The organism is Serratia sp. DD3 (assembly GCF_000496755.2).
The window spans coordinates 115,012-139,252 of sequence record NZ_AYKS02000016.1 but is presented as its reverse complement, the minus strand read 5'-3'; the positions used below and the strand labels follow the sequence as shown (position 1 = coordinate 139,252).

Sequence of the window (24,241 nt, the reverse complement as noted above, 5' to 3'; positions counted from 1 at the left end):
CTTGAGTATAAATATGGGTAGCGCGCACGCTGATTCGTCAAAAGCAGAGCGGCATAATAACGAATTGATGCTGAAAAATCGCCTGTCGCGTGGTGATTCAGCTCGCAACTCACGGGTAAGAGGATCAATTCGGAGTGAGGCGCAGATAGATGGGGTAACGTAGGCACCTAGAGCCCCTGCAACGTGAATCAACTTGAGTCTATAATCAGCATCGAGTGACAGGGTTATGGATCACACTGGGCCTAAGTTTGCCATCGTCGAATATTGAGGAGAGTCATAGTGCGTATTGGTATCGATCTGGGAGGGACTAAAATTGAGGTGATAGCACTGGCGAACGACGGGCAAGAACTATTCCGTCACCGCATTGCGACACCTCGTGATGATTATCAGCAGACATTGCAGGCGATTACTGGCTTGGTGAGGTTGGCAGAAGAAAAAACCGCGCAATCCGGGACCGTCGGGGTGGGTATTCCAGGGACACTGTCGCCGTTTACCGGTTTAGTGAAAAATGCCAACTCAACCTGGTTAAATGGTAAACCGCTGGATAAAGACCTGTCCACTCTGCTACAGCGCGAAGTGCGGTTGGCTAACGATGCCAACTGTCTGGCGGTATCTGAAGCCACCGATGGGGCCGCTGCCGGTAAATCAACTGTTTTTGCGGTGATCATTGGTACTGGGTGTGGTGCCGGTGTGGCTATTAACGGCCAGGTACATGCCGGGGGAAATGGGATTTCCGGTGAATGGGGCCATAATCCTCTCCCTTGGCTGGATGATGATGAACTGCGTTTTCGTGCTGAAGTGCCTTGCTACTGTGGCAAACAAGGGTGTATTGAAACTTTTATTTCCGGCACCGGGTTTGCCACAGATTACGCACGGCTGAGTGGCCATCGGCTGAAAGGCGATGAGATTATGGCATTGGTGGCGCAGCAGGATAAATTGGCGTTGTTGGCCATACAGCGTTACGAGTTACGGCTAGCAAAATCATTAGCTCATGTGATCAACCTCTTTGACCCTGATGTGATCGTACTCGGCGGGGGAATGAGCAATATCGCGCGTTTGTATCAGACTGTACCGCCACAACTGAAATCCTGGGTATTTGGCGGGGAGTGTCAAACCCCGGTTCGCCAAGCGATGCACGGGGATTCCAGCGGTGTAAGGGGGGCGGCATGGTTGTGGCCACTCTAGCCCGGTTGTTGTTTACCTCTTGGCGATTGGGGCATTCTCACTGCGCACCCGCTCAATATGGATGGTCAAAAACATCATCTCCTCATGGGTTAACGAGTGCTGATAGTGTTGAGCGATATATTGGCTTATTTTGCCAACGCAGGCGAAGGATTCGCCATATTTATCCTTGACCACCTGATAGAGCGAATCATCATGGCTGTCGACGTAATTTTTACCTAACAAACGTTGGGCAAAGAATTTCAAATGAGTGAGAAAGCGGTGGTAACTCAGGGTTTCCTCATTATAGTCAAAGCGGAAATGGTATTTGACGATATTGAGGATCTCCTGCATCACCCGGGTGATATGCAGAGTATTGTGCATTTCGTCATTTAACTGGGCATTGACCAAGTGCAAGGCAATAAAACCGGCTTCGTCCTCCGGTAAGGTGACCGCCAATCGCTGAGTAATGATATTTAAAGCCTCCAGCCCAACAGCAAATTCGTTTGAATAGAGTTTCTTTATTTCCCATAACAAGACGTTCTTGATAGCCAGACCCTGTGCATGGCGTTGCAAGGCGAAATGGATGTGGTCAGTCAATGTAATGTATACAATATTGTGCAATTTACCCGCTAAGCGTTCGCGGGCGAGGGTGATGATTTTATCCGCCGTAGTGATGCAGGTTAATGGGATTTCTGCCAACAGTTCTTTGTAGCGTTCACCGATTTCACCACTATTGAGAGTGAACACCTTTTCGATCAGGCTTTCATCCACCGGATCGCCACTTTTCTTTTTAAAGCCGATGCCACGCCCCATAACGACCGTCTCTTCCTGGCGCTCGTTTAGCGTAATTACCACGTTGTTATTGAGGATCTTGGCGATGTTCATGGCGGTTCCTTGTCTGCTAAAAACAAAAAAACCTGACCCCGGAAGAACTCCCGAAAGTCAGGTTTTGCCTGTATTCACAGTAACAATCCTGTTATTTCAGACATGATAACGATTTTCATTTGTCGCTCAATGCTTTTCACTATGTACTGTCGCAGTGATCACACTATGGCCACTAAGGTGATTCAACACGGTACTGGGCATCTAAACGGCTTAACCCCAATCCATTGATTTTCTTTACCTTAATTTGCACGGGAATGCGCTCTTTCATGGCTTCAATATGACTGATGACACCGATGGTTTTACCCGTGGCGTTAAGGTTGTCTAGCGCATCCAAGGCGGTATCTAATGTTTCTGCATCCAAGGTACCGAAACCTTCATCCAGGAACAGTGAATCGATACTGGTTTTGTGGCTCACCAAGTCTGATAGCGCCAAGGCTAATGCCAGGCTGACCAGAAAGCTTTCCCCACCGGAAAGGGTACGAGTATCACGCAGAGCGTCCGCTTGCCAGGTATCGACAACCTGCAACTCCAGCGTATCCGTCGTTTTACGTTGTAGCAGGTAGCGGCCATGCAAACGGGCAAGCTGGATATTGGCCAGATAAACCAAGTGGTCAAGGGTCAAGCCTTGGGCGAACTTGCGGAACTTGTCCCCCTCTTTGGAACCAATGAGTTGATTGAGCAAACTCCAGTCGTCATGTTGCTGTTGGCAGTGGGTAATCTGGGTTAACAATGATTGCTGATGAAGACGACGTTCGGCATCGCTGCCCAATTGGTTACGGACCTCCCCTTGGCGCTGCTGCAATAGTTTTAACTGTTCCGCTACGCCATTCAGCGCAGTAGCCAGTTGCTCGGTACTGGTGAGTCGCTCATCCAAACCACTGGGTTGATTTTGGCGCTGCTGTTCTTGCATTTGTATCGCCTGAGCTAACAGGGTGGTGGCTTGCAACTGGCGTTGTTGTAACTGTTCTTTATATTGTTGCAACTGCTGGCGCTGTTCATCACCAAGTAAGGCGGCGTTGAATGACGCTTCGTCGGCAAAGTCACTGTTAGCCAATGCGAGCTGCCATTGTTGCTCGGCCTGCTGTAGCCGCCCATGATGATGTTGTTGCTGCTGTTGTAATGCCAGTTGTTGACCCGCCAGACGATCCCGCAGTACCAAGGCTTGCTGCAACTGTTCTGTGGCTTGCTGGCAGGCATTTTCCACCCGGTTTTGTGCGAGTCTCAGTTGTTCAGTTACCTCGGCCACCGACTGTTCGCCAAACAGCGCGATGCGTTCAGCGGTGAGGCTAGTCAGTTGTTGCTCACTGGTCTGACAATAATGTTGCCACTTGGCTAATTGCTGTTGAGTTTCAGCTTGCTGTTGCGTTAGCCGCTCAAAACGTTCATTCAAGAGTACCGCTTCCTGCTGAGAACCAAAGTGCTGGTTTTGCAGGGTGGTTAATTCCTCTTTGGTTTGTTGTATCGCGCGCGTGATTTGCTCATGTTGTTGCAGTAACTGTTGATTAGCCTGTTCTTCACTGTCGCAAGCGGTTAACCAGGTTGATAACTGCGTGTGGTCTTGCAGTGTAAAATTGCAAGCCAAGGGGGCGCTAATCTGTTGCCCGTTTTTGATCAGTTGTTCCTGTTGCTGTAACCCTTGGTTAACGGCGGTTTGCAGCTGTTGTTGCTGCTGTTTCAGGCTTTCACTTTGCGTGCGCAGTTTGGTGCCCAAGGTATGTAACTCGTCGGTTTTTGCGCGTAATTCAGTGGCTTGTTGTTCCGTCTCGCTCGGTTTCAGCGCCTGGTACTGCTTGATTGCCGGGTGCTGTGTCGAGCCACACAAGGGGCAAGGGGCATCAGTGATCAAACGTGCTCGTTCGGCTTCCAGGCTGACGATACGTTTTTCAAACTCAAGGTTTTTCTCCACCGCCAACAAATGGGCCTTTTGCTGTTGGTACTGTTGGCGAGTCACCTCAAGTTGACGTTCCACCTCCATCAACTGTTGTTGCCGCTGGGTAAACTCCAACTGCTGTTGCTCAAGGTGTTGCTGATTTTGTTGAAACAATACCGCCAGATGGGACAACTGTTGGCGAATAGGCCGCTGCCCATTCAGTTCGGCCTGACGGGCCCGCAGTTTTTCTAACGGTAATTGGGCTTCAAGTGCGGCTTGCTGTGGTAACTGCTGCTCCAGTACCGTATTCAGTGAGGCTTGCTTGTGCTGATATTGTGCCGCCCAGGTGGTGAGTTCGGCTCGTCTTAGGGTCAGTTTTTCCAGCGTTTTTTGTTGCTCCTGACTGAGCTTTTGCTGATCGTCACCTTGTCTTGTTGCCTCGGCCAACTGGTGTTTCAGTTGGGCTATCTGCTGGTCTAATGGCGCTACTTTTTCAGCAATCAAGGTTTGCTGTTGTTGCTGGTATGCCGTTTGCGTTTGCTTTGCCGCCTGCGCTTGATCGGATTGTTGCTGTAATGGGGTCAAGGCAGTGAGTTGCTGTTGTTGTTGCTGCGCCAATTGTTCGGCTTGTTGTTGCAAAGACCGCGTCTCTTGCTGGCAACGCTGGCGTTCATCAAGCCGTGGGCGTAATTTTTCTGCGGGTTCACTGCGGGCCAACTGCTGTAATTGCGGTTCTGCTTGCTGATAGTCCTGTTGTACCCCAGTCAGTTGTTGCTGGTGGTGTTGCACTTGTTGCGCCGTGGTTTGCCACTGCTGTAGCCAGTTCAACTGATGTTGTAGCCGTTGCGTCTGTTGGTTTAAACCTTGCTCTTCACTATTGAGTTGGATGAGTTGATTTTCCAGCGTCTGGCGTAGCTCCTCATTGAGCAGTTCAATGCCGTTAGCTTGCTGATGCAATACATCCAGCTCGATTTTTGCCTGTTTATGTTGTTCAAACACCCGGGCCGAAAGTTGCCCATAAATTTCGCTGCCGGTCAGTTCTTCCAGTAACTCGGCACGTTCGTTAGGTTTGGCATTGAGAAACGCGGCGAATTGCCCCTGAGACAACATCATCGATTTGGTGAAACGGCCAAAATCCAGCCCAGTAATGGAGGCAATCAGCTCTTTTTTATCGGAAATTTTATCCGCCAAAATTTTGCCATTCTCTCGTAGCGCCAGTTCGACTTTAGGCGCCTGCAGGCTGCCATCCGGTGAGTTTTTCGCTCGACGTTGGCTCCAGAAGGCACGATAACCGATCCCTTTTACTTCAAACTCCACCTCTGCCAGTGACTCAGCGGTGTGCCGAGTCATCAGTTCATTCTGGCTGGCGCTGACCTCCAGACGCGGCGTCTGGTGATATAACGCCAGGCAGATAGCGTCCAGTAACGTGGTTTTACCCGCACCGGTGGGGCCGGTGATGGCAAACAGACCATTGCTGGCGAAAGGTTCAGTGGTGAAGTCAATTTTCCATTCACCTTGCAGCGAATTGAGGTTTTTCAGCCTTAAGCTCAGGATTTTCATGCGCAGGGCTCCTCAGGATGATGCAAGTCATTCACCACGTGCTGAAACAGTTGGCGCATCTGCTGTTGGCGTGCTTCGTCCAGGTCTGTTTCCAGGGCTAATCGCCGCTGGAACACCTCTTCGACACTCAATTCATTCAAGGTCTCTCTCTCTTGCCGGTCAATCGCCTGTTGCCGTTGCTGTTTACCACGTCGTAATAACACCACTTCAACCGGCAGATCTTCCGCTAACTGTTGAATGCGGCGCTGGATATCACTGAGATAATCCTGCGTAGCAACTTCGATATCCAGCCACACCGGTAATGTCCCCTCATAGTGGGCAAATTGCTGTAATTGCGTCTCGATTTGTGGCAAATCACCCTTGATCAACTGCATCGGCTGGAAAACAGGTACCTCCAGCGGCGTGACTTGCTGTAGTTCACCGGCGGCGAAATCAACCATCAATACGCTCTTGGCGCTACCCAATTCATCAAAACTGAGCGGGATTGGCGAACCGCTGTAACGGATATGCTGGGTTTTAGCGACACATTGCGAACGATGAATATGGCCCAGCGCAATGTAGTCGGCGGGGGGGAATAACTGAGCAGGGAAGGCATCCAGCGTACCGATATAAATATCACGCACTGAATCTGAGGTGGTGACCCCCACGGTCGTCAGATGGCCGCTGGCAATAATCGGCAAGGGTAGGCCCAGGGCATCGCGCCGTGCACAGGCCAACTGATACAGCTCATGGTAATGATTGGCGATAGCTTGTTGTAAAACCTGCTGTTTCTGGTTGCCCGATTCACCCGCCTGGCTGGTGACTAAATCGCGAGGGCGCAAGAAAGGCACCGCGCAGAGCACCGCCCCTGGCTGGCCATCACGCTGGTTGAGCACTCGAATTTGTTGATCAACTTCAGCTTGCGCATTGGCAATTACTGTGGTGTTCAGGCAAGAGAGCAGTTCCCGTGATTCATTGAGTGTGGCCACTGAGTCATGATTGCCACCGAGTACCACCAACTGGCAACCGGTGTGTTGTAGTTGCACCACAAAACGGTTATACAGTTCCCGTGCGTAGCTAGGTGGGGAGCCGGTATCAAACAGATCACCGGCAACAATTAGCGCATCGACCTGATGCTGTTGCACCTGCTCAACCAGCCAACACAGAAATGATTGATGCTCGGCGGCGCGGCTCTTGGTGAAAAAGTACTGGCCTAAATGCCAGTCAGAGGTATGGATCAGGCGCATGAATCTTCCAGGCTGACAACGATGATAGCACCAGAGTATATACCCAAGTTCCATCAAGATGCAGGCAGGGGGCAAACGCTGAACAAGATGGATGGCGTTTTGTTAAGCAACTCGAAGTATTTTGTCTAGGATTGAAACAATCTCACTGCCAAGCGTCATCCCGGGGCGGTTTTATTCATATAACTGTCATAAAACTGACGCATAATGACCAGGCAGAGTGTAATAGGCCGCTAACACATTGGCAGGGTTGACGATGGCAATACGTATACTGGTGGTAGAAGACGAAGCGCCGATCCGTGAAATGGTGTGCTTTGTGTTGGAACAGAATGGTTATCAACCATTGGAAGCTGAGGATTATGACAGCGCCGTAAAGAGCCTGTCTGAGCCGTTTCCTGATCTGGTGTTACTGGACTGGATGTTGCCTGGCGGATCCGGAATACAGTTTATCAAGTATATGAAGCGTGAGGCGATGACACGGGATATTCCGGTGATGATGCTGACCGCACGCGGAGAAGAAGAAGATCGGGTTCGAGGGTTGGAAGTGGGCGCCGATGACTATATCATCAAGCCTTTCTCGCCCAAGGAGTTGGTGGCCCGGATCAAAGCGGTGATGCGCCGTATTTCACCGATGGCCGTAGAGGAATTGATTGAAATGCAGGGGTTAAGCCTGGATCCTTCCTCACATCGGGTGATGGCTGAAGAGCTAGCACTGGATATGGGGCCGACTGAGTTCAAGCTGCTGCACTTCTTTATGACCCACCCCGAACGTGTTTACAGCCGCGAGCAGTTGTTGAATAACGTTTGGGGCACTAATGTTTATGTTGAAGACCGTACTGTTGATGTCCATATCCGCCGGTTGCGTAAGGCGCTGGAGAGCAGTGGTCATGATAGAATGGTGCAAACTGTTCGCGGTACTGGCTACCGTTTTTCAACGCGCTACTGACAGCCCTGTGCTGGAGAAAACACTATTGTGCTAGAACGCTTATCCTGGACGAGACTGCTGCTGGAACTGGCCCTTTTTTGCTTCCCTGCTTTATTGCTTGGGTTGATTTTTGGTTATTTGTCTTGGTTGTTATTGGCATCGGTGTTGGTAGCCCTCGCCTGGAATTTCTATAACCAACTGAAACTTTCCCACTGGTTGTGGGTTGATCGTAGTATGACGCCGCCCCCGGGACATGGGAGCTGGGAACCGCTGTTTTATGGTTTGTATAAAATGCAGCAGCGTAACCGCCATCGCCGCCGTGAACTGGCCATCTTGATCAAACGTTTTCGTAGTGGTGCGGAGTCGTTACCCGATGCGGTGGTGATGACCACCATAGAAGGTAATATTTTTTGGTGTAACGGCCTGGCGCAGCACTTGCTGGGTTTCCGCTGGCCGGAAGATAACGGTCAACATATTCTGAACCTGATACGTTATCCCGAATTTAGTCAATATCTGCAACAGCAGTCGTTCTTGAAACCTCTGACATTGCACTTGAATAACGAGCGCTTTGTTGAGTTCCGCGTTATGCCTTATTCCGAAGGGCAATTGTTGATGGTGGCCCGTGATGTCACCCAGAAGCGTCAGTTGGAAGGGGCCCGGCGTAATTTTTTTGCCAATGTCAGCCATGAGTTGCGCACACCGTTAACGGTGTTGCAGGGCTATTTGGAGATGATGAGTGACGAAGCCCTTGAGGGCTCAGTGCGCGATAAAGCATTGAGTACCATGCAAGAACAGACCAAACGCATGGATGGCTTGGTGAAGCAGTTGCTTACGTTGTCACGTATTGAAACTGCGCCAAGTATCGCGATGAACCAAAAGGTGGATATTCCACGTATCCTGGGTGTATTGCAACGAGAGGCGCATTCCCTGAGTGCGGGGAATCACCAGATTAGCTTCCGGGTGAATGAAGATTTGCAGGTATTTGGTAACGAAGATCAACTACACAGTGCCGTATCGAACCTGGTGTATAACGCAGTGAATCACACGCCAAAGGGCACCCATATCGAGATAAGTTGGCAGCAGACGCCACTGGGTGCTCAGTTCCAGGTCAGTGATAATGGGCCGGGTATCGCTGCAGAACATATTCCGCGTTTGACCGAACGCTTCTACCGCGTTGATAAATCACGTTCACAGCAGACCGGTGGCAGTGGTTTGGGGTTGGCCATTGTTAAACATGCTCTGAGTCATCATGATTCACGCTTGGAGATTTTGAGTGACCCGGGCATAGGTACGCGCTTTATCTTTACGTTGCCTAAACGACTCATTGTGCCAGCCACATCCATCGACAATAAGGTGAAAATGGGCGAGTAGTACCGCTGCGATTGTGCTATTTATCCAGATACAGTGGGTGAGCCTGAGCCCACCGGTACATTGAAATTCTCAGCTCATCATCTATTCTGTTATTGGCAAAAAAAGCGCAACTTGCGCGCTTAAGACATCAATAGCGGTTTTTTAATGTAAATTGTAACTTTATTTGTCACATTTTGTGCGTTACTTGTTTAAAAATTAAGCAAATCATATGGTGTTTATTACGAAAAAAATGACATTATCAACTACCTGTAAAACTATTTCTGGTAGAAAGTTCCGCTTTTTATTCTTCATCTTGCCTTTCAGGGCCATATCCTCTAAATAGCTTCGTCTGTAGATAGCTGATAATCGATAGAAGCTGCTGCAACTTGCATGAAGACGGGTATAAACGTTTAACTAAGCCTGCGTTGTTGGAGTAAACCTCCCCTTACTCTTCATCTTTAAGAATCAATCATTTATTCCATTTAACAGGCAGCGCAATCTCCTATGAGCCATCGCTTAGCGTCAAAAGATATCCTGGCATTAGGTTTTATGACTTTTGCTTTATTCGTCGGGGCAGGAAACATTATCTTCCCACCGATGGTCGGTCTACAGTCCGGTGAACATGTTTGGACTGCAGCAATCGGTTTTCTGGTGACAGCGGTGGGGTTACCGGTAGTCACCGTGATTGCACTGGCTCGTGTTGGCGGGGGGGTTGATACCCTTAGCGCACCAATAGGGCGTCATGCAGGATTACTGCTGGCGACGGTCTGTTATCTCACCGTGGGGCCTCTGTTCGCTACGCCACGTACGGCGACCGTTTCATTTGAAGTGGGAATGGCTCCGTTGACCGGTGGTGGTGCCCTGCCACTATTTATCTATAGCCTAGTCTATTTTGTGCTGGTGATTGGCATCTCTTTATATCCGGGGCGTTTGCTCGATACTGTTGGCCATATTCTGGCACCGGTGAAAATTGTTGCCCTGGCGATGCTGGGCATCGCTGCGCTGCTCTGGCCTGCGGGGGCACCTATCCCAGCGGTTGAGGCTTATCAGAGTGTGCCGTTCTCTTCTGGCTTTATAAATGGCTACCTGACCATGGATACCTTGGGGGCGATGGTGTTTGGTATTGTCATCGTCAATGCCGCACGTTCCCGTGGGGTAACAGATCGAGGATTGTTGACGCGTTATACCATCCTGGCGGGTCTGATTGCTGGCGTGGGATTGACATTGGTCTATCTGAGTCTGTTCAAGTTGGGGTCCGGTAGTGGTGTTCTGGTGCCAGAGGCCACCAATGGTGCGGTGATTTTGCATGCCTATGTACAAAATACATTCGGTACCATGGGCAGTTTCTTCCTGGCGGCATTGATCTTCATTGCCTGTATGGTGACTGCGGTTGGCCTGACCTGTGCTTGTGCTGAGTTTTTCGCACAATATTTACCGTTATCTTATAAAAAACTGGTATTTATCCTGGGTCTGTTCTCGATGCTGGTTTCCAATCTTGGCTTGAGCCATCTGATCCAGCTCTCTATACCGGTGCTGACGGCGATTTATCCCCCTTGTATTGTGCTGGTGGTGTTGAGTTTTACTCTGCGTTGGTGGAATAGTGCTACGCGTATTATCGCGCCAGTGATGTTAGTCAGCTTGTTGTTTGGTATTCTAGATGCGGTGAAGACATCCCCTTTTGTGGATTTGATGCCTGAATGGATTCATCACTTGCCGCTGGCAGCGCAGGGGTTGGCATGGTTGCCTCCTTCGTTGTTGATGCTGTTGCTGGTTGCCATTTATGATCGCGTTTTCGCTCGTAACCAAGTAGCAGTTCACTCTTAAATTGATGATCTATATCCCAAATAATTCGAGTTGCTGGTAGGCGGCCCCGTAGGGGGCGAGGTCTCATGGATGAGGCGAGTAACCGCAGCTAACACTCATGCAGCTTGAAGGACGAAGGGTATAAAGATAGGACACGGACTTGTCCGTGTTTTTTATGTTAAACAAGGACTGGTCATTTTCATGCAACAACAATCATCCACTTTAACACCGGGCAATAAGCTGAAACGGGGTCTTAGTACGCGCCATATACGATTTATGGCGCTGGGTTCTGCCATTGGTACCGGTCTGTTTTACGGTTCGGCAGAGGCGATCAAAATGGCGGGGCCTAGTGTGTTGCTCGCCTATTTGCTCGGGGGTATCGTCGCCTTTATCATCATGCGTGCACTGGGGGAAATGTCGGTCAATAATCCGCAGGCCAGCTCCTTCTCTCGTTATGCTCAGGATTATCTCGGCCCGATGGCGGGTTATATCACTGGTTGGACTTACTGTTTTGAGATCTTGATTGTTGCCATTGCGGATGTAACGGCATTCGGCATCTATATGGGCGTCTGGTTCCCCGAAGTACCACACTGGATCTGGGTGTTGAGCATCGTACTGATTATCGGTGCCATCAATCTGTTGAGTGTTAAGGTGTTTGGCGAGCTGGAGTTCTGGTTCTCGTTCTTCAAAGTGGCCACCATTATTGTCATGATCGTCGCTGGTATCGGTATCATTGTCTGGGGTATCGGTAATGGCGGGCAACCGACCGGGATACACAATCTGTGGACCAACGGAGGCTTCTTCAGTAATGGCTTTATCGGTATGATCTTGTCGCTGCAATTGGTGATATTTGCCTATGGCGGCATTGAGATTATCGGTATCACCGCTGGTGAGGCCAAAGATCCGAAAGTCTCGATCCCTAAAGCTATCAACTCGGTGCCTTGGCGTATTCTGGTATTCTACGTCGGGACACTGTTTGTCATTATGTCCATCTACCCATGGAATCAGGTCGGCGTTAATGGCAGCCCATTTGTATTGACCTTCCAACATATAGGGATCACCATTGCGGCGGGGATCCTCAACTTTGTGGTGATCACCGCATCATTGTCCGCCATTAACAGTAATGTGTTTGGGGTGGGGCGGATGATGCACGGTCTGGCAGAGCAAGGTCATGCACCGCAAATATTCAGCAAGATCTCCAAGAATGGTATCCCTTGGGTGACGGTGGTGGTCATGATGGCGGCACTGCTGGTTGCGGTGTATCTCAACTACATCATACCGGAAAACGTATTCCTGGTGATTGCTTCATTGGCAACCTTTGCTACCGTGTGGGTGTGGATCATGATCCTGATTTCACAAATCGCTTTCCGCCGTAGTTTGAGCAAAGAGCAGGTCAGCAAACTGGCCTTCCCTCTGCGTGGTGGCGTAGTGACTTCAGTGATTGCCATTCTCTTTCTGGTCTTTGTTATCGGCCTGATTGGCTACTTCCCGGCAACACGTGTTTCACTGTATGCCGGCTTGGTGTGGGTAGCGGTGTTACTGCTGGGCTACTTTGCGATGATTAAGTACCAGAAGAAACAGCTGAAGCAGGCCGCTCAGCAGGATTGATTAAGGCTCTTTTCCTTCGGTATTAATCGGTATCCCCGCCGCCCTGCGGTTGGCTGTGCGGTGGGGATACGCGAATCATTTCAGGTAGAATCCCCGCTAATGTTTGCCCTCGCCATGGGGGCAATCTCTTGTTACTTTGCCTTCAATCCCCCGCTCGGGTTCTCCTCCCCTTCACTCAGCCCCAAAGTTTATTATCCAGAGAGGAGGGGAAATGCTATTGAGCGTGTCATGGTGTCCCACAGAGTGTAATACCGTTGCTTCTATTTGGTATATCAGGAGAGAAAAGTCATGCTCAATGCCTGGCATCAACCCGTTCCACCATTCATGACAAGAAAAAAACAACGTTTGCAGATTACGTTGTGGTTGCAGGGAGATGACTTGCCCGAACGGGCATTCCTGCGTGTTGAGCCCGATAATGAAGAGTGGTTACTGATAATGAAAGCGCAGCCAGAAGAAGGACTGTGGCGCTATCAGGCCAGTTTACCGCTAGATGAAGGGGAAGCGGTACGGCGCTATTGTTTCAAATTACTGTGGGCTGACCGCCAGCAGTGGTTTGGCCCGGAAGGTTGGTCGTTGACACCGCCAGGACAATTAGCTCAGTTTGCGGTAGATGAACCCGACACCACGCCATCCTGGGTGGCGGATCAGATATTTTATCAAATATTTCCTGACCGCTTTGCCAGCAGTGGTGGTGAACATGGCATTAAGACGGGAAGTTATCGACACCATGCTGCAGGTTGCGATGTAGTGCGCAGTGAGTGGCAGCAGCCGTTGGTGGATAAATTCGCCGCCTCTACCTTTTACGGCGGGGATTTAGAGGGTATCTGCCAGAAACTGCCCTATTTGCAGCAACTGGGTATCACGGCACTCTATTTGAACCCGATTTTTACCTCGCCCAGTGTCCATAAATATGACACCGAAGATTATTACCAGGTTGACCCTTACCTGGGGGGTAATCCGGCGTTACTGCGCTTGCGGGCAATGACGAGTAATATCGGCGTTAAACTGGTGTTGGATGGGGTATTCAACCATATTGGCGACTCACATCCCTGGTTTGACCGTTATCAGCAGGGTAAGGAAGGGGCATGCCACAATACAGATTCCCCCTATCGCGGTTGGTTTAACTTCTACCCGGACGGTAATGTGCTGAGCTGGAAGGGGAATAGCACGCTGCCAAAACTCAACTTCGCAGAACCTCAGGTCGTGCAGGCCATTTATCAGGCGCAAGACAGTGTGGTGCGCCATTGGTTACGGCCACCCTACAGTATTGATGGCTGGCGACTGGATGTGGTGCATATGTTAGGGGAGAACGGTGGCGCAGAAGCTAATTTGCACCATGTGGGCGGGATTTATCAGGCGATCAAACAGGAAAACCCGGATGCCTATGTATTAGGCGAACATTTTGGCGACGCACGCCGTTGGCTGCATGCCGGGGTGGAAGATGCCGCGATGAATTACATGGGGTTCGCTTTACCGGTACGCGCCTTTTTGGCGGGGGTAGATGTTGCCTATCATCCAATACAACTTGATGCGGCGGCTTGCGCGCAATGGATGGAAAGTTACCGTGCCGGATTATCACATAATTGCCAACTGATTCAATTTAACCAGTTGGATAGCCATGATACCGCTCGTTTTCTGACACTGCTGGACAATAACCCGCGCCGTATGCAAATGGCGGCGGTGTGGCTGCTTAGCTGGATTGGCGTGCCTTGTTTATATTATGGCGATGAAATAGGTCTGGATGGCGGGAATGATCCTTTCTGTCGTAAGCCATTCCCCTGGGATGAAAACCAATGGGACCAGCCCTTGCTGGCGTTGTTTAGCCGTTTGATAGCATTGCGTAAGCAGAGCAAAGCATTACGGCGCGGTGCTTGCCAGGTACTCTATGCGCAGGGTGAAACGCTGGTGTTTGTGCGGTGTTACCAACAGGAGCGGGTGCTGATCGCTTTACAGCGAAGTGACGCAGGTGACGTGATGCTGCCTTATAATCCTTTGTTGCTAAAGGGGCAATGGCAACAGTTAGAGGGGGAAGGGGAGTTAAGTGCGCTTGGCACAGGCTTGCAACTGAAGCTAGCGGCTGAATCGGCCAATATATGGCGGTTGCCGGGCTGAAGCTGATAACCGTTTACCCGCCACACAGGGGGCGGGTAAACGACAGATTAATCAATATCCGATGGCAGCTCCAGCGGGTCGGCGTGCATCATTGGCGCCGTAGACATAACCGACGCGTACCTTGCCAGAGACCGCTGAGTCATTGCCGGAGTCAGTGGAGCGAACCCCCGCCGCCCCCGGCAAGCCCACCTGGATCAGTTCTGCAGCCCCCCATGGTGTTTGTTCAACCATCTTGTAGCCCATGCCCTTGAGGACGTTCAGCGTGTCGGCAGAGAGCCCGCGCTGCTCGTAATAGACTTCATCCGGTAGCCATTGATGGTGAATCCTTGGTGCATCTACCGCTTCCTGCGGTGCCATACCATGATCAATGATGTTCAAGGCAGTTTGCAGCGTGATGGTGATAATACGTGATCCTCCAGGGGAACCGAGCACCATAAAGGTTTTATTGTCTTTGGTCACCAGGGTTGGGCTCATTGAAGAGAGTGGACGCTTATTGGGGGCAATGGCATTGGCGGTTCCTTGTACCAGGCCATAAAGATTTTTCTCACCCACCTTGACGGTAAAGTCATCCATCTCATCGTTAAGGAAGAACCCGGTACCTGGGGCGATCACCACTGCACCAAATCGGCCATTAACGGTATAGGTGGTCGATACCGCATTGCCTTCATGGTCGACAATTGAATAATGGGTCGTTTCCGGTTTTTCGTGTGGCGCTATGCCGGGTTGAACATCTTTCGATGGGGTTGCCTGATTGGCGATGATCTGGGTACGGATTTCATTGGCATAGCTTTTACTGGCCAGACGGTCAATTGGGTTTTTGATGAATTCGGGATCACCCAGATAGGTATTACGATCCATATAGGCATGGCGCATGGCTTCGCTCATGGTGTGGATCGCCGCCGCAGAATTAAACCCCATACTCTTCAGATCATAACCTTCAACAATATTAAGAATTTCGCACAAGGTCACGCCACCAGAACTGGGTGGTGGTGCGGAGATAAATTTATAACCGCGATAGCTGCAGGTAATCGGTGTCGTTTCGGTGACTTTGTAATGGGCAAAATCGGCAGCGGTAATGATACCACCCCCACGTTTAGCAGCAGCTTCTACCGCTTGTGGAATTTTGCCATGATAGAAAGCAGTCGGCCCCTCTTTGGCAATGGTTTCCAGGGTATTGGCCAGATCCGTTTGTATCAGACGATCCCCTGGCAATAGTGGTGAACCATCGCGACGCAGGAAAATTTTAGCCGATTCTGGATCTTGCTTGAAACGTGCAACTGTGGTGTCGAGAATGTCGGTATCGGCACGGGTCAGGATAAACCCTTCACGTGCTAATCTGATGGCGGGGGCCATGACTTGTGCACGGCTCAGCTTACCGTATTTCTCCCGTGCGGTTTCCATTCCCAATACTGTGCCTGGTACGCCTGCGGCTAGGTAGCCATACAGGCTGGCATCCTTTTTCACCTTGCCGTTGGCATCTAAATACATATCGGCACTGGCCGCAGCAGGGGCGGTTTCACGGAAGTTGATAAAGGTATCCGTACCATCGGCGAGGTGTAGCGTCATAAAGCCGCCACCACCAATATTACCGCAGCAAGGGTTGACCACCGCTTGTGCGTAACCCACCGCTACCGCAGCATCTACCGCGTTGCCCCCCATCTTGAGAATATCCACGCCCACTTGAGAGGCCAAATGTTGCGATGTCACCACCATCCCTTGTTGCGCTTCCACGGCTGGACTGGACGCAGCATGTAGGTGAGAGCTGACCAGTAAGGCAACCAAGGCGAGTGGCTTATTCCATTTTTGCAAAAACATAACGTCCCCTATTTATGCTGACAGATTTTTCATAATGGTTGAAAGACTCGTTATAGTTCAAGCTTTAATAGTTTGAATGGATTTGGTGATCATCGGTTTTGGCTGCTAATTGAGGGGGGGCGGCGTAAAAAATGCGAAGGAAACGGGTGAGTAAAGCAGTGAATCTGCTCAGTGGTGGTGACAGAAAAGATAAAAAAACGGCCAGCAGTGCTGGCCGATTATCATACTGCTGGAACGCTATTACAGCTTGGCTGCGTTTTCAGACAGGTATTTTGCTACGCCATCTGGAGAAGCACCCATACCTGCTTTGCCTTTTTCCCACTGAGCTGGGCACACTTCGCCGTGCTCTTCGTGGAATTGCAGTGCATCAACAGTACGGAGCATTTCATCGATATTACGGCCGATTGGCAGGTCGTTGACAACCTGTGCACGCACGATACCATTTTTGTCGATCAGGAAAGAACCACGCAGAGCAACGCCCGCGTCTGGGTGTTCAATGCCGTAAGCTTGCTGAATTTCACGCTTAATGTCAGCGACCATGGCATATTTCACTTCACCGATGCCGCCTTTATCGATAGGGGTTTTACGCCATGCGTTGTGAACGAATTCAGAGTCGAAAGAGACGCCAACAACTTCAACGCCACGCTTTTTGAATTCTTCATAACGGTGATCGAAGGCAATCAATTCAGAAGGACATACGAAGGTGAAGTCCATTGGCCAGAAGAACAGAACAGCAGGTTTGCCGTTCAGGTGCTTCTTCAGGTTGAAGTTTCCGACGATTTCGCCGTTGCCAAGTACGGCTGCTGCAGTGAAGTCAGGGGCTTGACGAGTTACCAGGACCATAATTACTCCTGTAATAGTTGTTCAAAGGGTTGATGTAAAAGCAAGGGCCAGTATAGAGACCCTTATCTAATGAAGAAAGAGTAAAAGACCAATCAATGAGATAGCTTTAACCTATCAAAACCAATGATCGCGTTTAGCAAGGTTAAGGTAACCTTTTTGGATAAAAGGGCAAGGGGTAAAGGGTATATTCATTACAACTTGCCAAATTTAAGGGGGGAGGTCTGCTCAAAATGCTTTGTCTTTGGCTTGTTGCACCATGCGTGGGTAAAACTGCCAGAAGTGGCTTTCAAGCAGATGATAATGGTGCTCCACATCAGCAAAAGAACCAGCCAGAGCTTGCAGCTTGGGGCGGCGGCTGGCCATGCCTTGCAGTACTTGGGCGATAAACGGCAGCTCGGCATAGCGCTCCAGCCATCGATCAGGCCAAAGGTAGTCATTCAGCCTTTGGAAGCGTTGCGGCGTTTGCGCCAGATGCGGCTCAATCAGATGACGTGCTTGCTGGGCAAAATGGGGCAAACTGCAGTCGGGTTCAAACTGTTGCCAATGGCGAGCCAGAAAATGATCCCAGACGATATCCAGTGTAATCGGCGCGACGCGGCGGAAGGAGGGGCTGAAATAGTCATAACAGGCCCTGACTTCTGGTTGACTATCAGTTAACACATCGATACGCCGATGCATCATGATGCCAGCAACCACCTCAGGAGTGTATTGATTCATCGGGTTGCCACGCACAAAGTCGGCGAGCAGGTTACCGAGTAGCGAGCTTTCTGCAAGCTGGGCCAAATGGAGATGAGCGAGAAAATTCATACCGCTATTATACGCGAAATCATTCGAGTTGCAGCTTTGTTCTATTCAACGTCGCTCAGCCTTAACGTTTATTTATTATTTCTGTTGATTCGAAATTGGCAAATTCGCAAGTATCACCTATATTATTCCATGTCTTTGTAGGAAAAGATGAAGATGTTCTTTGTAAACAAAGAGTTATTGATGTTAAATCAATGCTTATTTATAGGGATGTAATATGAAAAAAATGAAAACATTGTTAGTTATTAAAACATTGTTAGTTAGTAAGTGGATTTTTTTCGTGATGACGACAGCTTTCACATCAATAGGGGCTTATGGCCAACCTCATCGTTTTGCATTTGGATTAACCTGACTTTTTCACAGCTGTTACACCGCTGATAATTCATTTTGCTTTGGCACTCAAGTCCCAGAAAGAAAACCCTATTTCGATTGCGCTATACCCAAGTGATTTTGAGATGTTTACAGTCACCCGCGAAGGGCAAAGTTATTGATATAGAATAATAAAGTCAACTTTTCGGTATCTCGAAAGGCGATGGGTATAACAGGTTCAATAATAAGATAAGGAAATTCAAGCCATGAAGCCTCTACCTACAGGTTGGTATAATAGAATAACAACCAAGATAAAATACCCGTTGCTAACCAGTTTAATCTGCCTATTACTGGCTGGCTGTAATCCAGATTCAACACAGAGTGCGAATTCTGGCGGGAGTGATCCTGTTGATCCTGTTAATCCCATCGACCCAGTTAACCCCGTCGACCCTGTTAATCCGGTAGACCCGGTAGACCCGGTAGACCCGGTCGATCCGGTCGAACCGGTGGATCCCGTTGATCCGGTTGTTCTTACGGCACAACAGGCCTGTGAGCAACTCAATGGTGTCACCTTCCCTGCGTCAGCCTTCACCTTAGCCACTGGCGGCGCTCAAGTGGTTTCAGCTTCACTGATCCTGGCTGATGCGACTGGAAATACCTTGGGGGAATATTGCCAGGTGCGCGGTAAAATTCTTTCTGTCAGTGGTGGGGATACAAACATTAATTTTGCCGTTAATTTCCCGACTAAATGGAACAATAAAGCGATCCATTTTGGTGGTGGGGGTTTTGATGGCAAATTGATTAATGGCACGGAAACCGTTCGTTTTGGTTTGCCAAGTAACCCGGCACCGCTGGCACAGGGTTATGCAACCTGGGGGGATGACTCCGGCCATCAGAGCAGCAGTATTACCGATGGCAGTTTTGCGATGAACGATGAAGCGCTGACCAATTATGGCGGTGATACATTGAAAAAGACCCATGATGTTGCTTTGCTGCTGCTGAAACAGCGTTATGGGCAATTGCCAAAGTACAGTTATTTCCTTGGGACCTCTACCGGGGGGCGCGATGCACTGAGCTATATCCAGCGCTGGCCCCAGGACTATGATGGCGTGATTGCCAACGAGCCGGCACTCAATTACACCGGCACTCGTCTGTCCAATGTGGCGTTAGGCCGCGCGTTGTATCTCGATAATGGTGCCGGTTGGTTGAATATCAATAAAACGCTGCTGGTACAACAGAGCGCGATGACCGCCTGTGATGGCTTGGACGGCGTGTTAGACAAAGTTATCAGTAATGTTGAGGGGTGCAGGGCCGGGAGTGAGCAGGTACTGACTAGTTTGCGTTGCCCTAACGGACAAGATAGCGGTGATACCTGCCTCTCTGATGCGCAGATCGCCACCGTTAAGGTGATCGAATCGCCGTTGCAGTTGGACTATCCCTTAGCCAATGGTGTCAATGTGGCGGGGGGATACAATCTGCTGGAGGGGACTTTGGTCGCTGGTCCCTTTACTACGCGTAACTTGGGGACCCGCCCGGTTCCAGCGAATCCGGCGGTCAAGGGCGATGCCAATATGTATGTGACTGGCGATCAGTGGGTAAAATATTTTATTACCCGTGAGCCGACCTTTGACTCCTTGACCTTTAACCCGGTAGATCCTGGCAGTTACACCGCTAGAGTTCAGCAAGTATCGGCATTAACCGATGCCACCAATCCGGATATCTCCGAGTTTCTTGGTCAGCAACGCCGTCTGATTCTACTGCATGGCCTTGCAGACGAAGTGATTAGTCCAAACTCCACCATTTCCTGGTATCAGGCAGTGATTAATACCGTTGGGCAGGATGCTGTCGTTCAGGGCGTTCGCTTTTATACCGTCCCAGGAATGGGGCATGGAACGGGCAGTTTTCTGCCAGCATGGAATTCATTAAGCGCGTTGGAAAACTGGGTTGAGCATGGCGTGGCACCCGGTAATCGTTGGGTGATGGATGTCAACGCACAAACCTACGGGCGAACCAGACCCCTTTGCCAATATCCTTCCTGGCCTAAATTTAAGGGGAGCGGTAGCCAAGATGCGGCCATTAACTACAGTTGTGTCGATAGCGGCAATCTCCCGCCGCAAGCCTGTAGCAATCTACCCACCGCAGCCACCACCTATAAAGGCGGTGATACCTTTGGTGAGGAGCTGACCATCAATTTCGATCCTGTCACCATGAGCTACACCATCACTATCGATGCCAGCTTGCAACGTTCTGCAGGTACGGTGCGTAGTGGCACGCTGTTGACGCAGAATGGTTGTACTTTCAATAGTGATGAGAATGGGGCGCAGTTTACCTTTATGGGGGGCGGTGTGTTATCTGGCGGGGTAGCCAAAGTCGCGGAAAATGCATTCCTGCCATTGTTGGCGTTCCAGAATATCAGCAGTGATTATAAAGCGCTGGCGGATATTTATAATGTAACGGGTATTCAGCATAGCGTTAGCGATGGTCATGCGACTCTACAGAGTGGCTCTGCTCGCTTGCGTTCTTCGGCTGCCACTTGGCAAACCTGCCAAGCTTCCGCCACGCCGGGTTTTATCACCTACGATGCCAACTGTGCGCCGAGCACTAAAGGATATATTGCCTGGAACAGCAGCCATAATGCCTTTGATTACTTTGTCGGCGGCACTCCTAGCGCTAATGATGGCGTATTAAGCGGCTCCCTGATCAGCGGTATGGTTAATGGCAAACCGGTACCGTTGATTCTGACCCGTTCATCAACCATTTATGGCATGAGTTTCTATGCACCTCAGCCTTCTGCGCTGCCTTTGGCGACAGGCGCTGCAGATGGAAACTATTATGTCACCACCACCGAGGGTGAACAGTTTGATAGCGAATTGAGTGGCACCACGGTTTTCCAAGGGAGTAACTATGGCGTACTCAACTATAACCAACCGGTACTGGGCACGATAACCGCAACCGGTGCCATCAGTGGTAGTTACATCACCAATGGTGGCATTCTGTCTGTTATCACCGATGACAGCTTTGGGCTCGGTGTGTTGCATTAACCGATGATGGGGGATAAGCAGTATTATCCCCGGCGTGATTCAAGTTGCGAGGCCGCATCGTAACGCACCCATAGAGGGGCGAGGCGGGTAGCCTCTGCAGCTTGTATTAAGGGGCGGGGGAGGTAATTTTTTGTTATTTCTTGCCGCTTGTGGCCCACGGCTTTAGACTGTAGCGCTTGTTTTAACCGATAGCCTGTATTTGAAGAAGTGGATACCCATGCGCGTCGCTGATTTTTCTTTTGATCTCCCCGATTCTTTGATTGCTCGTTACCCACAATCTGAGCGTAGTGCCTGCCGCTTGCTGCAATTGGATGGGCCGAGTGGGGCGTTGACCCATGGTGTGTTTACCGACCTGCTGGATATTCTGCAAGCGGGTGATCTGTTGGTCTTTAACAATACCCGAGTGATCCCGGCTCGTCTCTTTGGCCGCAAGGTGAGTGGTGGCAAGCTAGAAGTCCTGGTGGAACGCGTCTTGGACGAACACCGGGTACTGGCTCATGTGCGAGCATCCAAAGCGCCTAAACCGGGGGCTGAATTGCTACTGGGGGATGATGAGAGCATCGCAGCAACGATGGTGGCGCGTCATGACACGCTGTTCGAACTGCGCTTTAATGATGAGCGAGATGTGCTTACCCTCCTTAATGCGGCGGGGCATATGCCGTTACCTCCCTACATTGATCGCCCAGATGAAGCCGCCGACCGCGAGCTCTATCAGACGGTGTACAGCGAAAAGCCAGGGGCAGTGGCCGCCCCGACCGCGGGGTTGCACTTTGACCAAGCACTGCTTGCTGCATTGCGCGCCAAGGGCGTGGTCATGGCGTTTGTCACGTTGCACGTAGGCGCGGGGACTTTCCAACCGGTACGGGTGGAAACCATTGAAGATCATATTATGCACGCCGAATATGCTGAAGTGCCGCAGGATGTCGTCGATGCCGTATTGGCGTGTAAAGCACGGGGCAACCGGGTGGTGGCGGTAGGGACCACATCAGTACGTTCACTGGAAAGTGCGGCCAAGGCTTGTCAGCAGGGGGTGATTGCGCCTTTCTTTGGTGATACCCGTATTTTTATCTATCCGGGCTACCATTATCAGGTGGTTGATGCGCTGGTGACCAATTTCCATCTGCCTGAGTCAACCTTGATTATGCTGGTTTCGGCATTCGCTGGTTACCGTAATACCATCAATGCCTACCAACAGGCGGTGGCCGAGCAGTACCGGTTCTTCAGTTATGGTGATGCGATGTTTATCAGCCATAACCCCAAGGCAGAAACTGAATCTGTCGGTGGGTGAACAATCCGTCTGAGCAAATCGCTAATGCCGCCAACACGGTGGCAATGGGCACAGTGATGACTATATTTGTGGGTTACGCATCCTGCGTGGCTCTGTTTTAACAACACTGGACTGTTTCTCTGGTGCTGGAGGTTTTGTGAAGTACGAATTACAGACAACGGATGGGCGCGCTCGTCGTGGCCGCTTGATCTTTGACCGAGGTGTCGTAGAAACGCCCGCTTTTATGCCGGTTGGTACCTATGGCACGGTGAAAGGTATGACACCGGAAGAGGTGAAAGAGACCGGCGCGCAGATCTTGTTGGGTAACACCTTTCATTTATGGTTGCGTCCAGGGCAAGAAATCATGAAACTGCATGGTGACTTGCACGATTTTATGCAGTGGCACGGGCCAATTCTCACCGACTCAGGTGGTTTCCAGGTGTTTAGCCTCGGGGCAATGCGTAAGATTAAAGAAGAAGGCGTCTATTTCCGTAACCCTATCAACGGCGATAAAGTGTTCCTCAGCCCAGAAAAATCCATGGAGATCCAGTATGATCTGGGGTCTGACATTGTGATGATTTTTGACGAATGCACACCTTATCCGGCAGATTGGGACTATGCTAAACGTTCGATGGAGATGTCACTGCGTTGGGCGCAGCGTAGCCGTCAGCGCTTTGATGAGCTGAATAACAAAAATGCGTTATTTGGTATTATTCAAGGGGGTATTTACCAAGATTTACGTGATGTTTCCGTAAAAGGGCTGGTGGATATCGGCTTTGATGGGTACGCTGTGGGCGGTTTAGCAGTCGGTGAGCCTAAAGAGGATATGCACCGTATTCTTGAACATGTTTGCCCACAAATTCCGCAGGATAAGCCTCGTTATCTGATGGGGGTTGGCAAACCGGAAGATCTGGTGGAAGGGGTGCGTCGTGGTATCGATATGTTCGATTGTGTGATGCCAACACGTAATGCCCGTAATGGTCATCTGTTTGTCACTGACGGTGTGGTGAAAATCCGTAATGCCAAGCATAAGGATGATACATCGACGCTGGATAAAGATTGTGATTGTTATACTTGTCGCCATTATAGTCGTGCCTACTTGCATCATCTTGACCGTTGCAACGAAATACTGGGTGCTCGGTTGAACACGATTCATAACCTGCGTTACTACCAACGTTTGATGGCGGGTTTACGTCAGGCTATTGAAGAGAGTAAATTAGAGCTGTTTGTTGCGGATTTTTACAGGCGGATCGGTAAGCCGGTTCCACCTTTAACTGTTTGAATTAATAATTAATACTTAGTGAGGGAATTTCAATGAGCTTTTTCATTTCTGACGCCGTTGCAGCCACTGGAGCCTCGGCCCAGGCAAGCCCGTACTCGCTGCCTATCATGCTGGTGGTGTTTGGTCTGATTTTCTATTTTATGATCCTGCGTCCGCAGCAAAAACGTGCTAAAGAGCATAAAAAACTGATGGAGTCCATCGGCAAAGGGGATGAAGTGCTGACCACGGGTGGGCTGATTGGCCGCGTCACCAAAGTGGCTGACACCGGTATTATTTCTATTGCGCTTAATGACACTACCGAAGTGATGATCAAGCGTGACTTTGTTGCGGCCGTTCTACCGAAAGGTACGATGAAGGCTCTATAATTTTGTTTTCCCTAA

Annotated in this window: 16 protein-coding genes; 10 read left to right on the top strand and 6 right to left on the bottom strand. The window is 50.2% G+C overall.

Annotated features, from left to right (window positions below; genetic code table 11):
* The first annotated feature begins 279 nt into the window (after positions 1-279).
* On the top strand, positions 280-1,185 hold the full coding sequence (gene mak, locus IO95_RS02450) for a fructokinase (protein WP_023489481.1): 906 nt from the start codon (positions 280-282) through the stop codon (positions 1,183-1,185).
* 12 nt (positions 1,186-1,197) lie between these two features.
* Here mak and licT read toward each other — a convergent pair whose 3' ends face one another.
* From licT to sbcD, 3 genes are all read right to left on the bottom strand, one after another.
* Complete coding sequence (gene licT / locus IO95_RS02445; protein ID WP_023489482.1) at positions 1,198-2,049, bottom strand: BglG family transcription antiterminator LicT; 852 nt, start codon at positions 2,047-2,049, stop codon at positions 1,198-1,200.
* Between the two features lie 172 nt (positions 2,050-2,221).
* On the bottom strand, positions 2,222-5,479 hold the full coding sequence (gene sbcC, locus IO95_RS02440; RefSeq protein WP_023489483.1) for an exonuclease subunit SbcC: 3,258 nt from the start codon (positions 5,477-5,479) through the stop codon (positions 2,222-2,224).
* A complete protein-coding gene (gene sbcD, locus IO95_RS02435; protein ID WP_023489484.1) occupies positions 5,476-6,705 on the bottom strand; it encodes an exonuclease subunit SbcD in 1,230 nt (409 codons plus the stop codon). Before sbcD ends, sbcC begins: the two co-directional genes overlap by 4 nt.
* Positions 6,706-6,958: 253 nt before the next feature.
* Between sbcD and phoB the strand changes: the two genes are divergently transcribed.
* The 5 genes from phoB (at position 6,959) to malZ (ending at position 14,500) form a co-directional block, all read left to right on the top strand.
* Complete coding sequence (gene phoB / locus IO95_RS02430) at positions 6,959-7,648, top strand: phosphate response regulator transcription factor PhoB (protein WP_023489485.1); 690 nt, start codon at positions 6,959-6,961, stop codon at positions 7,646-7,648.
* 27 nt (positions 7,649-7,675) lie between these two features.
* Positions 7,676-8,998, top strand: coding sequence for a phosphate regulon sensor histidine kinase PhoR (phoR, locus tag IO95_RS02425; RefSeq protein ID WP_023489486.1), 1,323 nt, complete (start codon positions 7,676-7,678; stop codon positions 8,996-8,998).
* A 483-nt stretch (positions 8,999-9,481) separates the two neighbouring features.
* Positions 9,482-10,801, top strand: coding sequence for a branched-chain amino acid transport system II carrier protein (gene brnQ, locus IO95_RS02420; protein WP_023489487.1), 1,320 nt, complete (start codon positions 9,482-9,484; stop codon positions 10,799-10,801).
* A 180-nt stretch (positions 10,802-10,981) separates the two neighbouring features.
* Positions 10,982-12,388: a proline-specific permease ProY gene (proY, locus tag IO95_RS02415; protein ID WP_023489488.1), complete on the top strand. Its 1,407-nt coding sequence runs from the start codon at positions 10,982-10,984 to the stop codon at positions 12,386-12,388.
* Positions 12,389-12,676: 288 nt separating this feature from the next.
* Positions 12,677-14,500 carry a maltodextrin glucosidase gene (malZ, locus tag IO95_RS02410; RefSeq protein WP_023489489.1) on the top strand — a complete coding sequence of 608 codons (1,824 nt, stop codon included), beginning with the start codon at positions 12,677-12,679 and terminating at the stop codon, positions 14,498-14,500.
* 51 nt (positions 14,501-14,551) lie between these two features.
* Here the strand turns inward: malZ and ggt are convergent, their stop codons facing one another.
* From ggt to IO95_RS02395, 3 genes are all read right to left on the bottom strand, one after another.
* A complete protein-coding gene (ggt, locus tag IO95_RS02405; protein ID WP_023489490.1) occupies positions 14,552-16,315 on the bottom strand; it encodes a gamma-glutamyltransferase in 1,764 nt (587 codons plus the stop codon).
* A 240-nt stretch (positions 16,316-16,555) separates the two neighbouring features.
* Positions 16,556-17,158: a peroxiredoxin C gene (locus IO95_RS02400; protein WP_023489491.1), complete on the bottom strand. Its 603-nt coding sequence runs from the start codon at positions 17,156-17,158 to the stop codon at positions 16,556-16,558.
* A 225-nt stretch (positions 17,159-17,383) separates the two neighbouring features.
* A complete protein-coding gene (locus tag IO95_RS02395; RefSeq protein ID WP_023489492.1) occupies positions 17,384-17,965 on the bottom strand; it encodes an ACP phosphodiesterase in 582 nt (193 codons plus the stop codon).
* A gap of 572 nt (positions 17,966-18,537) precedes the next feature.
* Between IO95_RS02395 and IO95_RS23400 the strand changes: the two genes are divergently transcribed.
* The 4 genes from IO95_RS23400 (at position 18,538) to yajC (ending at position 24,226) form a co-directional block, all read left to right on the top strand.
* Positions 18,538-21,312 carry a tannase/feruloyl esterase family alpha/beta hydrolase gene (locus IO95_RS23400; RefSeq protein ID WP_023489494.1) on the top strand — a complete coding sequence of 925 codons (2,775 nt, stop codon included), beginning with the start codon at positions 18,538-18,540 and terminating at the stop codon, positions 21,310-21,312.
* A gap of 217 nt (positions 21,313-21,529) precedes the next feature.
* Positions 21,530-22,600: a tRNA preQ1(34) S-adenosylmethionine ribosyltransferase-isomerase QueA gene (queA, locus tag IO95_RS02385; RefSeq protein WP_023489495.1), complete on the top strand. Its 1,071-nt coding sequence runs from the start codon at positions 21,530-21,532 to the stop codon at positions 22,598-22,600.
* Positions 22,601-22,736: 136 nt separating this feature from the next.
* Positions 22,737-23,861 (top strand): tRNA guanosine(34) transglycosylase Tgt, encoded by a 1,125-nt coding sequence (gene tgt / locus IO95_RS02380; RefSeq protein WP_023489496.1) that lies wholly within the window; start codon positions 22,737-22,739, stop codon positions 23,859-23,861.
* A gap of 32 nt (positions 23,862-23,893) precedes the next feature.
* Positions 23,894-24,226, top strand: coding sequence for a preprotein translocase subunit YajC (yajC, locus tag IO95_RS02375; protein WP_023489497.1), 333 nt, complete (start codon positions 23,894-23,896; stop codon positions 24,224-24,226).
* The last annotated feature ends 15 nt before the right edge of the window (positions 24,227-24,241 follow it).

What these genes read in the sequence shown, in the direction of transcription:
- malZ (WP_023489489.1), top strand. Translation starts at nt 12,677, where the DNA reads ATGCTCAATGCCTGGCATCAACCCGTTCCACCATTCATGACAAGAAAA.
- ggt (WP_023489490.1), bottom strand. Translation starts at nt 16,315, where the DNA reads ATGTTTTTGCAAAAATGGAATAAGCCACTCGCCTTGGTTGCCTTACTG.
- sbcD (WP_023489484.1), bottom strand. Translation starts at nt 6,705, where the DNA reads ATGCGCCTGATCCATACCTCTGACTGGCATTTAGGCCAGTACTTTTTC.
- yajC (WP_023489497.1), top strand. Translation starts at nt 23,894, where the DNA reads ATGAGCTTTTTCATTTCTGACGCCGTTGCAGCCACTGGAGCCTCGGCC.
- queA (WP_023489495.1), top strand. Translation starts at nt 21,530, where the DNA reads ATGCGCGTCGCTGATTTTTCTTTTGATCTCCCCGATTCTTTGATTGCT.
- IO95_RS02400 (WP_023489491.1), bottom strand. Translation starts at nt 17,158, where the DNA reads ATGGTCCTGGTAACTCGTCAAGCCCCTGACTTCACTGCAGCAGCCGTA.
- brnQ (WP_023489487.1), top strand. Translation starts at nt 9,482, where the DNA reads ATGAGCCATCGCTTAGCGTCAAAAGATATCCTGGCATTAGGTTTTATG.
- IO95_RS23400 (WP_023489494.1), top strand. Translation starts at nt 18,538, where the DNA reads ATGAAGCCTCTACCTACAGGTTGGTATAATAGAATAACAACCAAGATA.
- phoB (WP_023489485.1), top strand. Translation starts at nt 6,959, where the DNA reads ATGGCAATACGTATACTGGTGGTAGAAGACGAAGCGCCGATCCGTGAA.
- IO95_RS02395 (WP_023489492.1), bottom strand. Translation starts at nt 17,965, where the DNA reads ATGAATTTTCTCGCTCATCTCCATTTGGCCCAGCTTGCAGAAAGCTCG.
- licT (WP_023489482.1), bottom strand. Translation starts at nt 2,049, where the DNA reads ATGAACATCGCCAAGATCCTCAATAACAACGTGGTAATTACGCTAAAC.
- sbcC (WP_023489483.1), bottom strand. Translation starts at nt 5,479, where the DNA reads ATGAAAATCCTGAGCTTAAGGCTGAAAAACCTCAATTCGCTGCAAGGT.
- proY (WP_023489488.1), top strand. Translation starts at nt 10,982, where the DNA reads ATGCAACAACAATCATCCACTTTAACACCGGGCAATAAGCTGAAACGG.